Source organism: Dyadobacter diqingensis (assembly GCF_024220585.1).
GTDB lineage: Bacteria > Bacteroidota > Bacteroidia > Cytophagales > Spirosomataceae > Dyadobacter > Dyadobacter diqingensis.
In genome coordinates, this window is the sequence record NZ_JAMXKF010000002.1 from 118,752 (window position 1) to 134,931 (window position 16,180).

The 16,180-nt window shown below is 43.3% G+C and carries 10 protein-coding genes; 3 read left to right on the top strand and 7 right to left on the bottom strand.

What is annotated here, in order from left to right; genetic code table 11:
• Nucleotides 1-7: 7 nt before the first annotated feature.
• Nucleotides 8-328 (top strand): Hpt domain-containing protein, encoded by a 321-nt coding sequence (locus tag M1L62_RS06305; protein ID WP_254412178.1) that lies wholly within the window; start codon nucleotides 8-10, stop codon nucleotides 326-328.
• On the opposite strand, the gene M1L62_RS06310 is transcribed toward M1L62_RS06305, so the two are convergent.
• A complete protein-coding gene (locus tag M1L62_RS06310) occupies nucleotides 329-5,989 on the bottom strand; it encodes a hybrid sensor histidine kinase/response regulator (protein WP_254412179.1) in 5,661 nt (1,886 codons plus the stop codon). It lies immediately after the preceding gene.
• A 194-nt stretch (nucleotides 5,990-6,183) separates the two neighbouring features.
• Between M1L62_RS06310 and M1L62_RS06315 the strand changes: the two genes are divergently transcribed.
• The gene (locus tag M1L62_RS06315; protein ID WP_254412180.1) at nucleotides 6,184-7,434 is read left to right on the top strand and encodes a styrene monooxygenase/indole monooxygenase family protein; all 1,251 of its coding nucleotides are present in this window, start codon (nucleotides 6,184-6,186) and stop codon (nucleotides 7,432-7,434) included.
• A 69-nt stretch (nucleotides 7,435-7,503) separates the two neighbouring features.
• Entirely contained in the window at nucleotides 7,504-8,754 is a 1,251-nt protein-coding gene (locus tag M1L62_RS06320; protein ID WP_254412181.1) for a sensor histidine kinase, read from the top strand.
• A gap of 90 nt (nucleotides 8,755-8,844) precedes the next feature.
• Here M1L62_RS06320 and M1L62_RS06325 read toward each other — a convergent pair whose 3' ends face one another.
• The 6 genes from M1L62_RS06325 to M1L62_RS06350 are packed head-to-tail and all read right to left on the bottom strand — an operon-like array spanning nucleotide 8,845 to nucleotide 15,803.
• Complete coding sequence (locus M1L62_RS06325; RefSeq protein WP_254412182.1) at nucleotides 8,845-13,284, bottom strand: Ig-like domain-containing protein; 4,440 nt, start codon at nucleotides 13,282-13,284, stop codon at nucleotides 8,845-8,847.
• 53 nt (nucleotides 13,285-13,337) lie between these two features.
• Complete coding sequence (locus tag M1L62_RS06330) at nucleotides 13,338-13,646, bottom strand: DUF6916 family protein (RefSeq protein WP_254412183.1); 309 nt, start codon at nucleotides 13,644-13,646, stop codon at nucleotides 13,338-13,340.
• Complete coding sequence (locus M1L62_RS06335; protein WP_254412184.1) at nucleotides 13,628-14,131, bottom strand: GNAT family N-acetyltransferase; 504 nt, start codon at nucleotides 14,129-14,131, stop codon at nucleotides 13,628-13,630. Before M1L62_RS06335 ends, M1L62_RS06330 begins: the two co-directional genes overlap by 19 nt.
• Before the next feature lie 42 nt (nucleotides 14,132-14,173).
• Nucleotides 14,174-14,689 (bottom strand): phage tail protein, encoded by a 516-nt coding sequence (locus tag M1L62_RS06340; RefSeq protein WP_254412185.1) that lies wholly within the window; start codon nucleotides 14,687-14,689, stop codon nucleotides 14,174-14,176.
• A gap of 53 nt (nucleotides 14,690-14,742) precedes the next feature.
• Complete coding sequence (locus M1L62_RS06345) at nucleotides 14,743-15,249, bottom strand: phage tail protein (RefSeq protein ID WP_254412186.1); 507 nt, start codon at nucleotides 15,247-15,249, stop codon at nucleotides 14,743-14,745.
• A gap of 44 nt (nucleotides 15,250-15,293) precedes the next feature.
• On the bottom strand, nucleotides 15,294-15,803 hold the full coding sequence (locus M1L62_RS06350) for a phage tail protein (protein WP_254412187.1): 510 nt from the start codon (nucleotides 15,801-15,803) through the stop codon (nucleotides 15,294-15,296).
• Nucleotides 15,804-16,180 lie beyond the last annotated feature (377 nt).

Sequence of the window (16,180 nt, forward strand, 5' to 3'; positions counted from 1 at the left end):
GGCGGAGATGGATTTGCTTTTTCTTAAAAACCTGATGAACGGGGATGAATTGCTGGTGGATCGTTTTGTCGAAATTTTCAGGAAACAATCGCGCGGACAGGTTGCAGCGTTAAAACCACTTTTGATCCGGCAGCAATGGGAAGAGCTGTCGAATGCTGCGCATAGCTTAAAAACACAATTTAATTATCTCGGACTGGAAACTTTTGCCACGCAGGTCAAGAACATTGAAGAAAATGTCGACAACGGTGATTATCATAATCTGGATAAGATGATCGATATTTTCGAAGATGATTTCAGGAAATTTTACGACACTGAATTCCCATGCTGATCATCGTGCCGGGTTCAACTGTGCAAACTTTTCTTTTTGAATATCCAATAGTTTTTTAATCTTGGATTTAAGCTTTTTTGCTTCAATGGGTTTGGTGATGTAGTCATTCATTCCGGCCTCTTTGCACTTTTGTGATTCGGCAGGGTTAGCGTTTGAGGTAAAAGCGAGAATGGGGATATCGCTTTGCTTACTTCCACTTCTGATGGCTCTGGTTGCCTTGTATCCATCCATGACAGGCATTTTTACATCCATTAAAACAATATCAAATGTTTGATTTTCCAATTTTTCCAGCGCAACCTGACCATTGTCAGCGATTGTCACTTCTACGTTTGAAATGATCTTTTTTAACGTTTCCTCGGCAACAACCTGATTAAAGAGATTGTCCTCAACCAGAAGAATTTTCACATCCGAAAGGTAAATAGCGCTGTCTGCATCCTCAGCAGAACTGCCGATGCCGCATGGCTCAAATGAAAGGTTGAAACAAAACTCTGTCCCCACTTTCAACTGGCTTGTAACGGTCATTTTTCCACCCTGTTCCTCGACGAGCCTCTTCGCGATAAAAAGTCCCAGCCCGGTGCCGGTTTGTTTGCTGTTAAGATCTTCGTCTATCCTTGTAAAGGTTTCAAAAATATATTGAAGCTTGTCTTCAGCAATGCCAATACCCGTGTCACGTATTTTAAACAAAAGTTCCTCCGACTCCTCATTGATTGAAAGACTGCTGACATCTATCCACACCGCTCCGTGCTCGGTAAATTTAATGGCATTGCTCACCAGGTTCAGCAGAATCTGATGAAGTCGTAAAGGGTCTCCGATCAACTGCGCACTTATTTCTTCATGTACGTTAATGTGAAGTGCTATACCCTTTTCCTCAGCGATCACTTTCAGTACATAACCCAGACGATTCATGCGATCCCTGATATCAAAAGGTTTGTTAACAAACGAAAACTTGCCGGCTTCAATTTTCGAGTAATCAAGAATATCGTTGATAATTGCCAAAAGATTTTCCGATGAATATCTTATTCCCTTAGCATATTCAAGTTGTTTTGCGCTAAGCTGTGTGTCAAAAATCAATTCGGACATGCCAATAATAGCCGTCATGGGGGTACGGATTTCGTGACTCATGTTGGCAAAAAACTGCTCCTTAAACCTGGTTTTTTCTTCAACCAGTAATTTTTGCCTTTCAATTTCCTCCTTTTGCACCTGAATCTCGGCTGTACGAACGGCCACTTTCTGTTCCAGCTTTTCATATAGAATGGCATTTTCAATCGAGACCGCAATTTGCCCGGATAACAATTTGAGCAGCTCTGTTCGCTCTTGGGTAAAGACTCCCCTGGTAAGATTATTTTCAAGATACAGGACGCCAACGACTTTCCCCTGATTTAAAGCGGGTATACATAACGCTGATTTAATTTCACTCTCCATGATTACTGGATCATCTTTAAACTGCTCATCGGCTTTCGCATCATTTAACACAACATCCGACTGGGTCTGAAAAACATATTCAATAATACTCCTGGGCACCAGATGAGATTCTTCCAAAGGAATTTTCCTTACATCGCTTTGCTGTTCTTCCACCGTTTGTCTTGCTTCGATGAACAACTTTCCGCCCCAATCGAGAATAAAAAAACCTGACTGCGCTCCTGCGTTCTCAATGGCAAATTTCATTAACTTATCCATCAATCTGGCAAAAACAACCTCACTTGATATAGCCATTGACGCCTTCATCAATGTTGACAGATCAATAGAGGGGATATTGGCATTCTTTGATTTTGGTAACTGGGATCCGCTTTTCAAAAACTCACCAGACAGGTCTGTCTGGTCGGTGTACTTTGCTTTCAGCTGGTCGCATTTTAGCAGGCAGCCCCATTTCTGATACGCTTCAATTGCGCTGTTGATGTAAATGTCACCCAATCGATGTTGTCCTTTATTGATCCAATAATTCCCGTAAAGCTCATTAGCCAATGCCTCATCCTGACAGTAACTATTGTCCTGTGCCTGTTTTATCGCCTTATCGTAAAACAATGTCGCTTTATCATTTTTGTCAGTGCACCGAAAATATTCCGCTTCCAGCAAATATTGACGGTGCAAATAATTCACAGGCACCTGATCAGCCCATTTTTTTGATTTCTCCTTGTATGTGACCGCTGTTTTTAAATAATGCTTTTGTGACTTATCATTGCAAAACAGCGTAAAATTTAACAGGGAATAATAAAAGTAAAAAAGAGGCTGAAACAGCATCCCTTTTACGTTATCCATATATAACAAAGCCAGTTTGGCATTTTGTAGGCCTGGCTCATATTGGCCCGTCATATAACACAATATCATTTTATAAGTAAAGCATGTAAAAACCCGGGATTGCTCGTTGAGCGCTGTTATCCCCGAAAAATTCTCTCCCTCATTAAAATAAACCCCATTCAGCTCAACAGGTTTTTCATTTTCCCCGAGCAAATTGGAAACAATTTGTATCAGCGCCTCATTCTGATTTGAATTGTGATGTTCTGAAAACGACTTGGGTAGATGGTTATAATGAATCATTTCTTCCTTGATCCAGCTGAGATTTTTACCTGACAGAAGCAGAAAAAAGCAATACGCACTTGAAGAATAAATACAATACTCGATATCGCCCAACTCAATTCCTACTTTGTAAGATCGCTTCAAAGGTTCAAGCGAATGACTGATGTGCTCGCCGGCAGGTCTGTTAATGATGTTAAAAATCAAAACAGATCGCTCCCTCACTGCCAGACTTTCTACCTTTTCCAGCAGTTTCAAAGCCATTTTCCCATATTGATAACAGGCCTGATTCTGCCCGCGAATGGCATTATCGATGGCTGCATAGGTAATGTAGGTCAATGCTGACTCGGGCGCGTTACCATACTTGATGGACAAACTCACCATTTTTAAAACCATCAAAGGGTACAGCAACGGAATGCGAACGAAAACAATCGCCGTAATACTCTGCATGATCCGCATCACGGCCAATGCAGAAATATCCGTCATCAGCGGCAGCTGTTCGAGATCCTCTATTTTCATTCCCCGCATATTCCATCTGGTTTTCAGATATGCTGCCAGTATGTGCACGTTACCGACAGGCTGGGGAAAGCTGACACCTAATTCCCTCAATACATTCAGCGAAAGTTTTATGGCCTGATCTCCCTTATCATGAAAAATAAGCGACTGAATTTGAATCTGATACGTATTTACCCTATCCTGTATCGATATCGAATTTTGAAGGATTATTGCGGTAAGCGCCTCCATGCCTTCAAGATCGCCGGTAAGATATGTACTTTCTGCACACTCCGTATGCAGGTCATGTACCAGCTGATATTGATAATCCCAGTCCTGCTCGCTCAGGAACTTAATACCTGTTTTGAAATATTCCAATGCAACCGGATAAGCCACCGATATTTTTGCTTTTCTCCCCGCTTTGAGATTTAGCGCCGCCAATCTGTACCTTTCCTTATCCGCTTCAACTGTACCTGCGCCGTGATTCAAGTGGTTGACAATTTCGAATATCTGACTGTCTGTTTCTCTCGCAGACAGTCTTTCCAGCATAAAGTAACCGATACTTAAATGCAATTCTCTTTTCACATGCCCGGTCAGCAGCGCATAGGCTGCCTGCTGAACCTGATCGTGCGTAAAACCGTAAATAACCCGGGACAAAAACCTATCAGGATCTGCTGTCCTTTCACTTGAAATATTTATCAGGTTTGCACCAATCAATTCCTTTATTTCTTCTGCCGTTTCCTGCGGAGTTTTATCACTTAGCGCCGCCAATAATTCAAGATTAAACTGCTGTCCGATGCAGGATGCGTATGATAGCGTATGCCTGACTGTTTCGGGCAACTGATTCATCCTGTGGGTTAGTAACTCCAAAGAAGTTTTCGAATCCGAATAACCCAATATCGCTGTGATATCCCATACCCAGTTATTGACCCTGTCATCGAAACATATCAGATTTTCCCTGTATAAAGTTTTCAGCGATTCGCAGATAAAAAACGGATTGCCCAGCGTTTTCGTGAAAATTATTTCTGCGAGCGGACGTGCCGCATAAGGCGGGCAGGAGAAGGTATCGGCAACCAATGCTGAAATTTCACTGACTTTTAGTGATGAGAGACCAATCTGATGAAAATTCTTTCCTCCTTTCCGCATTTCTTCGAGGGTATGAACCAGCGGATGATCCTCACTTAGCTCGTTATCCCGGTATGATCCAATAATAAACAAGTAACGGCCTTCAACAGCTTCCATAACACGACTTAAAAATCTGAGACTGGAAGCGTCCGCCCATTGCAAATCATCCAAAAATATCACCAGCGGGTGGTCTTTTTTTGTAAACACATTAATGAAACTGCTGAAAACATTGACAAATCTGACCTGCGATTCAACCGGATTGAGCGCCTGAACCTCTGGCTGCTTGCCTGTAATCAATTCGAGCTGAGGTATTACTTCAATGATCACTTGTCCATAATCACCAACCGCTTCTAGAATCGCTCTTTTCCATACCGCAACTCTGGAACTATCTCCGCGGGAAATTTTACAGATCAACTCTTCAAAAGCCTTTACTACGGCTTCAAACGGAATATTTTGCACATATTGTTCGAATTTCCCCGTAACAAAAAGAGCTTCTTTCTCTCCCAATCTGTCTTTGACCTGTTGCACCAGGGAAGATTTCCCAATACCGGACGTCCCATGAACGAGTACCATTTCATTCTTATACTTGGCATTCTCAAAAGCCGAGAAAATAAAATCAATCTCTTTTTCTCTGCCGTAAAGCTGCTTGGATATCTCAAAAAAACCGCGCAGATCATATTGTCCAACCTGGAAAGGTACAATTTCACCATAAACCATCAACTGGCTTTTACATTGATTTAAGTCATGTAAAATTCCCTTTGTCGTTTGATATCTCCCTTCCGGTTTTTTCTCTATCAGCTTCAAAATAAGATCAGAGACGGCAGATGGAATCTTGTCATTAACTTGTGAAGGTGCTATGGCTTGCTTAGCCATGTGAGCGTGCATCAGTTCATTGTGATCCGCATTTTCAAAAGGTAATTTCCCCGCAAAAAGTCTGTAAAGCACAATACCAAGCGTATAATAATCTGACCTGTAATCTTCCTTGTGGCTCATCCGTCCCGACTGTTCCGGAGAAATGTATTCAAATGAAATCAGATTATTATTTACAACTTCCGATATACAATCTTCTTTCCCAAGTTGACAGGAGAATTTCAAATCAGTCAGTCTGATATCAAGTGTATCCAGATCGATCAGGAAATTTTCCGGTCTTATATCCCGGTGCAGAATACCATTATAGTGCAATTCAGATACAATTTGAACCAAAGAACTCGCTATGCTTAATGCGGCTCTTAGCGGAATTTCCTGTTCAATATATTGACTAAGGTTTTTGCCTGTAAAATCACTTAATTCCAGTACCAGGTAGTTTTCCAGCCTTATTTTACCTGTGTAGTTCAGAATGTTATCGAACAAGCGGACATGGCTAACGGAAAATTCGTGCTCCATTTCTTTGTACACAGAGGATTCCGGATCCGAGGTCAGTGCTATTTTCAAAATAACAGCAACAGAGTCCTCGGTACGAATAGCCCTTACCATTAGTTTAAAAGGTGCCCTTCCAATCTCTTCAACGATATCATAACCTGGAATCTGTATCATCTTAACATGATTTTGCATTGTAAACCCCTCTTATTGACCACTGTACACAAAGTTAGTATTCAGCACCATCAAGAAATAACCAACCATCCCGATTTTTATAATTTTTTATACTTTTTAATGATTGCTTATAAACTCACTTTTTAACGAACCTTATCTTTACCTACATAAAAACGAACCCAAATTTGTATATCAGGATGAGAAAAATAGCAATCATGGGAGCCGGACAATCGGGCTTGCACCTTGCCATCAGACTTTTAAAGAGCGGCTACGACGTCACCATCGTTTCTGAACGGACCGCCGAAGAAATATTTAACGGACCGCCGACCGGCGCCACATATTTATTCAACGACTCATTGCTTCTGGAAAAAGAACTGGGATTGGATCTATGGAATGATACGGCCTGCCATTCGACTGCTTTCAATATTAATTTTGGGACGCCTGACGGGAATTATGCTTTCAGCATTAACTCCAAAACCAGCAAGCCCGGCGTGTCAATCGATCAGCGGTTGAAATTTTATCAATGGATTAAATTGTTTGTAAAAAATGGAGGCAAATTCATTGTGAGTGACACCACGCCGTCGGATTTGCTTGCCTGCACAGAACAGTTTGATTTGGTAGTGGTATCGTCAGGAAAAGGGCCCCTTGCCAAACTTTTTGAAAGAGATGATAATAAGTCGACCCACGAAAAACCGGCCCGCAAGCTTGTCCAGCTACATATCAATAATTTTGAACATCCTGAAAAAACAAAATTCACATCGATCACGCTTGACGCGGTTATGGGAGCGGGAGAAATTATTACAGCTCCCTTTTATCAGAAAGATGATATTCAATGTGCATTTTTGCTGATTGAGAGTATCCCTGGTGGCCCAATGGATATCTTCGATGATGCTAAATCCGGCACGGAACTTCTGAAAAAATCAAAAGAAATGCTCCGATCTCTTCTGCCCTGGCGATATCAGGCGTTTGAAAATGCCGATATTATCCGCGATGATGCTTTTTTAAAGGGTTCATTTACTCCCATTGTGCGGAAACCTGTTGTACATCTTAATTCTACCTCATCCGTTTTGGGCATTGGCGATACTGTTATTTTAAATGATCCTATCGTTGGTCAGGGAGGTAATAATGCAACCAAAATGGCGAATTTATATGCGCAGGAAATAATTAAACATGGGGACAAGCCATTCGATGCAGCATGGATGAACAAGACTTTTGACAAATTCTGGGAATATTCTAAACATGTTAACCGGTTCTGCGATATTTTCCTGTCACCGCCAGCGCCATACGTTGTGGATATTCTTCAGGCAGCCATCCAACAACCTGAAATTGCCTCCGACTTTGTGAACGGATTTAATAATCCCGCAGGTTTATTTCCATGGCTGGGTGACGAAGAAGAGGCTCGTATGTATATTTCCGGGAAAATGACGCCCGTACAGGCAAACGGCTAGACAAAACAAATATTATTCTTCGGTTAATTTCTATATTTGAAAAGTGCTGTTATCAAAGACTTGACAAAAATGAAATATACTGACGCTAGTTTAGCATTAGACATTGAAAATATAAAGCAAATTCCGATTGTTCCGACAATGCTGGAAGTGATATGCCGGGCGACCGGCATGGGATTTGCGGCGATTGCGAGAGTTACTCAGGACAGATGGATTGCCTGTGACGTAAGGGACGAAGTTGGCTTTGGCCTTGTTTCCGGGGGCGAGCTTAAAATTGAAACAACCATTTGCAACGAAATCCGTGATATGCGTGAGGCCGTTGTTATTGATCATGTCGATACAAGTGACCTCTATCGCAATCACCACACACCAAAAATTTACGGACTTCAGAGTTATATTTCATTCCCGATCATCAAAAAGAACGGAGATTTTTTTGGCACACTTTGCGCCATTGACCCTAATCCTGCCGAACTGAACAATCCAAAAATAATTGGCATGTTTAGCCTCTTCGTGGAATTGATTTCATTTCATCTGCAAAGTGCGGACTTGCTGGAGCGAAGCAATGTTGCGGTTAAAGAACTCAGCCGGCAATTGACAGATTCGATGGACGAAAACCGCCAGTACCGTTACATTTCTGACCATAATTTGCAGGAACCGCTGCGTAAGATCAGGATGTTCAGCAATATGCTTGTTAATGCGGCCGATACCAATGACAATTTCAAAACCAGAGATTTCGCCTCAAAGATCAACTCCAGTGCGCAACGGTTTTCAATGATGATAAAAGATCTGTCTGATTTTTCAGACCTGGATTATCAGAAAAAATCATTTGAAAAAGTTGACCTGAACAAGGTCATGGCCGATGTCTGGGTACAGCTAAGTGATAATCTGGTCGAAAAGAATGCCACATTTGATTCGGATCTGTTGCCGCAGATTCAGGGGATTCCGTTACAAATAGAACAGCTGTTCTATCATTTGATCCATAACGCAGTTAAGTTTTCAAAAAAAGACAAACCATTACATTTACAGATCCGGACAAAATCCATTCCGTTGATACACACAGATCATGACCTTGCCGAGCAGCCGGACGTAAAATACGCTGAAATCCGCCTGGAAGACAATGGTATCGGAATTGAAAAATCTCAACTGGAAAAAATATTCGACATTTTCTCGCAGCTACCGCATGAACATGTGCCGGAGGGAAAGGGAGTCGGGCTGGCCTATTGCCGTAAAATTGTCAGAAACCACGGCGGGACAATCACAGCACAGTCTGAATCCGATACGGGAACCATCTTTTCCATCGTGCTGCCGGTGATTTCTGAATAAATAAAAGGTCACATTATAAACAATTGAGGCAGGAAGATCACTCTCCCTGCCTCAATTGTTTTAAGCGATAATCGTATATCAAAAACCAATCTATCTGTTTACGACCACCTTATGTGTATCCACTTCGCCTGTTTTCTGAATAACTGAGACAATGTACATACCCACCGGAAGATCTTTTACCGAAATCGTTTTCGAAACAGTCTTGCCAGATTTGTACACCAGATTTCCGGCAAGGTTATGGATTTCAACGGCAGACACCTTAGTCCAGTCAGCGCTGTCCAGGATTAAGTGATCTGTAACCGGATTCGGATAAAGTATCGATTTGATCAGATTGTCGAAGCTTACGCTGACGATACGGCTGTAAGCGTAGGTTTGATCTTTATCAATCATTTTCAGACGATAGAGATTCTCACCAGAAGTCGGTTCGTTATGCGTGAAAGAATATTTTACCATCACCGTGCTTTCGCCTTTTGATTGTCTGGTACCAGCTACATTCCAGTTTTTACCGTCCTGGCTATGCTCAATATCAAACTTCTCGCTATTTGTTTCAGAGGTTGTTTTCCATTGCAATAAAACAGATTTCTCTTCTTTTGATGCAGTGAAGTCAACCAACGTAACCGGCAACGGCGGTGTAATTGTCACGGTAGCAGACTGAGCTGGCGAAGGAGTGAAGGTACAACCCTGGTTATCCGTTACGATTGTCAGATCATAAACGAATGCACCTTCTGCGGTAGTTGGCTGATTAACAATTACAGTACTTTGACCACCAGTAGTCGATGCAGTCAGGCCAGGTCCGTTGTTAATCTTGTAACTGAACGCATAAGGCAAAGTTCCACCCGTCGCACCAAATGTTACAGGAACCGGAGCACTTCCTTTTTCTACACTGGTCGTACCAGTCAACGAGGATGCAGTAACCTGATTAAGCGTAAGTAACGCAGGATCTGAAGTACTTGCATTGGTACATGCATTTGTGATGATACATCTGTACTCGGACAGGTTATCACCAAACGGAACATTCGACAGCGACAAGGTAGCCGAAGTAGCAGTTGCATTCTGGCCGATCGTAATGTTTGCAAAAGCTCCGCCAGATGGTTTTTTCTGCCATTGGTAGGTTACGTTGAGTGCTGCTGTTGCCACAGTAAATGTTGTATTTCCACCAACGCAAATGCTCTTCGCAACCGGATTCTGACTGATAACCGGAGCTGGCGTAGGCGTCACCGTTACTGTAAATGAACAAACAGCATTGGTTCCGATACCATTCGCTGCTGTCGCTTGAACGGTTGTTACACCCGACGGGAAAACATAAGGGAATGTAATCAGGTTACCCGCCACACGATAGGTAATGGTTGGAGCAGGACAGCCTTGTGCAGTAGCAACAGGTGACTGCGATGATGTACAGGTTCCCGCATCAGGGCTCACCGACAAATTAGCCGGACAAGTGATAACAGGAGCAGAAGTAACCGGAGTATCTGTTGGGTTCGCAACGCCAGGTTTGCCCGGGTCATCCGTAAGTACAGAAGTGAAGCCAGTTCCGCTTACCGTTCCCTGCGTAGAAACAAGACAGGTACCTACCGGGATATTGGCATTGATTACAACTTTAAACTTAATGGTAACAGTTTTAGAAGCCGGAATCGCAAAACCCGATCCTGATCCATTGACGGTCACAGTTTCACCCGCAAGCGGAGCTTCGGTTCTGGCAGTTTCATACGAAACCGCTTCATCTAATATTTCATTCGTCCTGATTTCAGCTGGTGCAGCAACGGAGGTTACTGTCTCAATAGATTTTTGAGCCAACGATGAATCAACAGCAGATTTTCTCGCATTTTCAGCCGTTTCTTCCGGAGCGGCAACCCGTAGGTTGACTGCGGCAGGTGTCGTACAATTTTGGTTAAAAGTAAATGTACCAGCTCCGCTCTGAAGAACATTTGAGGATGTTGCTCCGTTCGGTGTGTTCGTCAGGTTCCAAATGGCAGGAGAGCTCGCTGCATTTCCCTGCAAAATCACCTCCGTACCTCCTGCAAGCCCGGAGCGCGTCCTCATCAGAGTACCGTTGTTGACCGAAGCGTTGTTCCCCGAAACATTGGCACAAACCTTGGCTTTATTGTTAGGATAGGACCCAACGGCATTTACATCAATATTCCAGAAAGCATTTGAATTAACCACATTAACGGTATTATTAGATATGGTTACATCGCTTCTGGTTGTATTGACTGATTTTACAGAAACACCAATTCCATAATCCGCTTCGATATTTTTAACAACGTTGTTATGAATTTTAATAATACCTTTAGCCGTAGCCCCCTCTGCATCAAAGAAAATCCCTGAACCACCACCACCGTTTTTCTCGATGGTATTAGCTTCAACCGTTCCTTCAAGGGTCGCATTGGTATTGGCAAACATGTTAATGGCTGTACCATTTTTTCCGTAAGCCGTATTACCCGATACGTTAAACTTAACCGATGAAGAACCGGAACCGGCAATATCAATTCCCTTACCCGAATTCCCCTGATTATTCATCACGCTTGATCGTATATCGGCAACCATTTGCGCGTTTTCGTTTCCATATACTTCCACACCGTCGGTCTGGCAGGCAAGGAACTGGCTGTTGCCTGTAACTTTAAGATTCATCGCCGCAGTTCCATATCCTTCAAACAAAAGTCCCGCACTGTTTGCTGCATTTTGAAAGGTTGAGCCGGTTACCGTAAGTAAATCCAGGTTTTTACTCGTATTTCTAAAATAAGCAATCCGCCCTCCCGAATTGGAAAAAGTACAACCCGTAATCGTGTTTGTACCCATCGTATTCACAGCATAGATACAGCCCTCTTCAGGTACATTCGCCGTCCCTGCCGAGGCAACAGAGCTATTGGACAGCGTAAGTGTCGTAACGTCTGTCAGATTGAATCCCTGCTGAACAGTAGTACCTGTAACAATGATCCTGTCCATCGTCAGGCCGGTTACATTATTCGCATGCAAAGCCGCATTACTGTTGGTATTGTCGCCACTGCTTGGTACAGTCCCCTCGGCCGTATTGGCATTGGTAAGATTTATATTTTTGAGTGTAATGCCGTTTGCATTAATAAATTCCAGCCCACGCCCCGAAATATTCTGAATCGTCCCGCCGGATCCCAACGTCGTACCAGTTCCTGTAATCTGGAAGGTTCCAGTCGTATTCGAGACCGATACACCTTTGACAGCTCCGTTTGATGAAACCGTTGTAAAAGGCAGGTTAAGTGTCAGGCGATCGTTAGCCGCTTTCCCGGATATATTAATTGCGCTGGCTGCACCTGCCGAAATAGAGCCGGAAGTAGCCGTCAACGTACCGTTTGTTGCGGTTACATTTATTCCCGAAGTACTGCCTGTTACCGTTGCTGATAAAGTCGTAAGCGTCGCATTCAGCGTACCCGTAGACAGGTTAAGCGCACGGCCATTCCCTGTCAGCGACATTTCATTGAGCGTTAGCGTTCCATAACTCACCCCGAATATTTTATTCGCCGCAGTGTTGCCAATGTTAAGCCCGCGTATCGTATTGTTTTGAGATATCGTGATGGCACTGCCTGAACTTGTCAATTCAGGAGCCCCTCCACCAGTACCTGGCAATTGGCCACCAATCGGAATCGTTATGCCCACAATCGCACTAAGGGACTGTCCCGCAGCCTGCCCGATTACTTTTTGGTCTGCAAGTAGCGTAAGTGTGCCATCATAATTACCGGAATAAATAAAGATAGAGTGCCCGGTTTTGGCACCAAATCCGACATTGGTATTAATCGCCTGAAAAGTTGCAAAGGAAGGAAAAGGCTTCGCAAAGGTTCCGTTAGCACCAGCAGGTGCTGCATTATCATCGATAAACCAGATCATACCACTGGAATTGATCGTAACGGTAGCCGTTGAGGTAAGTCCTGAGCCATTCTGCAAGGTATAAGTAAAGGTATCAGCTCCCGTAAAACCCGCCTTCGGCTCGTAGACAAAGGCGCCGGTTGTGAGGTTCATTGTAACCGACCCGCCTTCCGACGTTGCGATCGTGGTGGAACCTGCGATACTTAAAGTTGCCGCCGTGGGACTTATGTCATTGGCTAAAACACCATTCGCCGCAGGCACATTTAAACCAGCATTTCCAATTGTTGAATAGGTTTCATTGACTGCAATAGGGCTTACTTTTACAGAACCCGCCACCAAAGTTGTGTTTGGGTCGATTGTTTCTGTGAACGAAACTCCGCTTGCATCCGTGCCGCTGTTGCTGATTGTCACGGTGTATTCGAGCTCGTCACCAGCCGAAGCACCAGGCAATCCGGTGTCGTTGGTTAAAGCATAAACGTTGGTAGCCGAAATAGTTGGCACAAGCAAAGCACGGCTTTTTAGCCTGCTTTTTGTTAAGGGTGAATAGGGAAGCTGTTTAATAGCAACCTCCGCTGGCTTTTCTGCTTTATCGGATACCAATACGTCGTAAAGAAAACCATCTTTAGTATTGTTGAGGAATGGCACACCCGATGCAAGCAAGGCAACCCCTGCGAGAAATAGGTAAAAGTTTTTCATGTTTTATTTATTGAGTAAAGAAAGAAGTTCCCTGCTGATAACCCCTGACATAATCATGAGAAAACGGCTTCGTATTTCATTCCATTTTGACCTGGACCGATCGGCACCAAAAAAACTTCAAGCTTTTTGTTTTCCGGATGATCGACCACATAAACTCCCTGAGGGTAGTGCGATTTGTCTTCAACTGTCTGTAAAACAACTGAAAATGCTCCTCTTTCCAATGGAGAATAACTGTCAAGATCTGTCACTTTAACAACTCTGGCATCAGCAGCAACTGTTTCTGAAAAATAGATCTTTATCGGTTGATCCAGATGTTTACTAAAATCGGCAGAGGTTATTTTACTTAGATCGTATGTTTCCATTCCATTAAATGATATACTCCGTTTGTTTCACTTATTTTTTTGAACCCTAACCTGTTGTACAGGTTTTTAGCGGGATTGAAGGATTCGACATGAATACGCAAAGGTTTTTGCAATTCCGCCGCCTTGGCCATAAGATCGGAAAGAATTTGTCCGCCTATCTTACGGTTTCTGAATTCAGGAAGAATGGTAATATCAATGATCCTGACTTCTTTGGACTGATAATTCGTATCCAGATATAAACGTCCGATTCGTTTTTTGTCCAGTTCGATCACCCAGAAGTATGCTCCTGGATAATTCCTCTGATAATGTTCGTGCTGTGCACGAAACTGGCCGGAAATAAATTCCGTTTTCATTATTTCCGACCAGTCGGTTACCCTTTCCATTTCTTCCTTTCGCGTGCTGGCATACATTTCCAGCAGCAAAGGCATGTCTTTCTCCGCAATCGGCCTGAGAAAAAGAGAAGGGTTTGTGAGCTTAAGCGTCATTGATTATTCTTAAAATAAAAATTCCGTCAGTATCCGTTTTGATTATCCTCTTGGTGGAAAAACTCCTTGCAAGGCGATACAAAAATAGGTCGTCAGATAAGGTTGCAAATTATTATGAGGCTGATCACCGCCCGATGGAGCGAGTGAAGCACCATTCATTATAACATTCGGGCTACCGGCAACGTATATATTTCCACCTACTGACCTGGCAATTGTGTTGCCGGTCGGCGTTTTTACCTCTCCCGGTTCTGGTGAAACACCAACAGCATGTGAGTGAGAGGGTATTTCAGATTCCAGTAACGTTACTGTTTCTGAGCCACCTGTCTCCCCCAGATCATGTAACGACAAGCCAGGGCCCTGGCCAGGGTGCATCGGTGATCTTCCCTGCAAGTCAGGTAAGGAGAAATTCGATTTCCCGTTCCCGCCATAAGTAGTACCCAGCAAAGAAAACAACGCTGTATTTTGTGAGATCGGCAACAGCTGACCGTCACACCAAGCCCATCCTCTGGGCGCAAAATTGAAAGGAAATATTCTTATCTCAGCTACAAAAGGATCCATAATATTGATTAAGGTTAAAGTATAATAAGTCCCCGGACGGCATTAAGAAAGCCTTAGGTTGGAGACGGGAAGATACCAAAAAGAGAAATGATAAAATTCACACAAAGGTATGGCTGAAAGTTCGTATGAGGCTGGCTGCCTCCCGTAGCCGAAATGCTTGCCACATTCATCGGCGCTCCCGCAGGCGGTTCGTTAAAATACATCGAAACCGATGATGCCGTCCCCAGCACTTCATTCGCCGGCTGAGCCGAATTTGCAATGTTCGGTGACGCCATCACCGGATGGTTATGCGCAGGTATCTGGTTGATAGTAAGCGTAATTTCCTCAGCGCCTCCGGTCTCCGCCAGAATAAAACCATTTCCCTGATGGATAGGTAACCTGCCGCGCAGGTCAGGCATAGCAAAAGTACTTTCTCCGTCACCACCATAGGTGGTACCTATTAATTGAAAAAGCGTTTCGTTTTCCGATATCGGAAGTAATTGTCCTTCACAGAACATCCAGCCGGCCGGAGCAAAATTTCCGGCAAATATTCTGATTTCTCCTACATAAGGCTGTGCCATTTATTTCTGATAGTTAATTTTGAAAGATAGAACCGGGCTTAATTTTAATTCGGACTAGGAAAAATTCCCTGCAACGCGATGCAAAATGAAATGGTCAGAAACGGCTGCATGTTAAGGTGAGCCTGATTTCCCCCAACGTTTGACACGCCGGCCGTGGGTGTAAGGCCGCTGGTCGTGTTCTGGTAAAGATTGTTTGGCTTGGAATTTGAAAAGAGGTTCCCCGCCGGCACATTAACATTAGCGTCTGATGATCCGGTATCCCGCGCATTCAAAACGTGTGTATGCGTCGGGAGTTCTGATATGCTCAGCGTATGCGCCTGCTCTCCTCCTCTTTCACCCAACGTATGCCCTGACCCAACATGAATCGGTGCACGGCCACGGTAATCAGGTAATGCAAAATTCACACGGCCATCTCCACCAAAAGTGGTTCCCAAAAGCGAAAACAACGCCTGGTTCTGGTTTATGGGCAACAATTGCCCATTAGACAATGCCCAGCCCTTGGGGGCAAAGACAAAGCTCATTAATCTAATCTCGGATAGGAACGGTTCTGCCATAGTATACGGTAGTTAATTTGAAAGGGTTATTGAAAATATTACAGGTAATTATAAACTCAGATTCAGGAAATCGCATACGGGTAATAATCCGAAAAGAACTAGCAGTGCATTCAAAAAACAAGCAAAAATGCCGCTTATTGATACTTTATATCTTATGAAACTTTACCGGGAATATTCAGGTCAATATCCTTTTACCATGCATAAAGGTGAGGCTGAAACAAAGACTTAAAGATACGCTCTGGAAACAGTTGATCTTGCTAAGTATCATAATTTTAACGTAAGAATGTTTAAGATTCGGGTCGAGTTCTAATGAGTAACCAATATTAGTAAAATATTACTATTTATCATCAAAAAACTTATTTAACGATCGAATTTGT

Excerpts from the sequence above, each read along its gene's own strand:
- M1L62_RS06320 (WP_254412181.1), top strand. The coding sequence starts at position 7,504 with ATGAAATATACTGACGCTAGTTTAGCATTAGACATTGAAAATATAAAG.
- M1L62_RS06310 (WP_254412179.1), bottom strand. The coding sequence starts at position 5,989 with ATGATACAGATTCCAGGTTATGATATCGTTGAAGAGATTGGAAGGGCA.
- M1L62_RS06345 (WP_254412186.1), bottom strand. The coding sequence starts at position 15,249 with ATGGCACAGCCTTATGTAGGAGAAATCAGAATATTTGCCGGAAATTTT.
- M1L62_RS06305 (WP_254412178.1), top strand. The coding sequence starts at position 8 with ATGGATTTGCTTTTTCTTAAAAACCTGATGAACGGGGATGAATTGCTG.
- M1L62_RS06350 (WP_254412187.1), bottom strand. The coding sequence starts at position 15,803 with ATGGCAGAACCGTTCCTATCCGAGATTAGATTAATGAGCTTTGTCTTT.
- M1L62_RS06335 (WP_254412184.1), bottom strand. The coding sequence starts at position 14,131 with ATGACGCTTAAGCTCACAAACCCTTCTCTTTTTCTCAGGCCGATTGCG.
- M1L62_RS06340 (WP_254412185.1), bottom strand. The coding sequence starts at position 14,689 with ATGGATCCTTTTGTAGCTGAGATAAGAATATTTCCTTTCAATTTTGCG.
- M1L62_RS06315 (WP_254412180.1), top strand. The coding sequence starts at position 6,184 with ATGAGAAAAATAGCAATCATGGGAGCCGGACAATCGGGCTTGCACCTT.
- M1L62_RS06330 (WP_254412183.1), bottom strand. The coding sequence starts at position 13,646 with ATGGAAACATACGATCTAAGTAAAATAACCTCTGCCGATTTTAGTAAA.
- M1L62_RS06325 (WP_254412182.1), bottom strand. The coding sequence starts at position 13,284 with ATGAAAAACTTTTACCTATTTCTCGCAGGGGTTGCCTTGCTTGCATCG.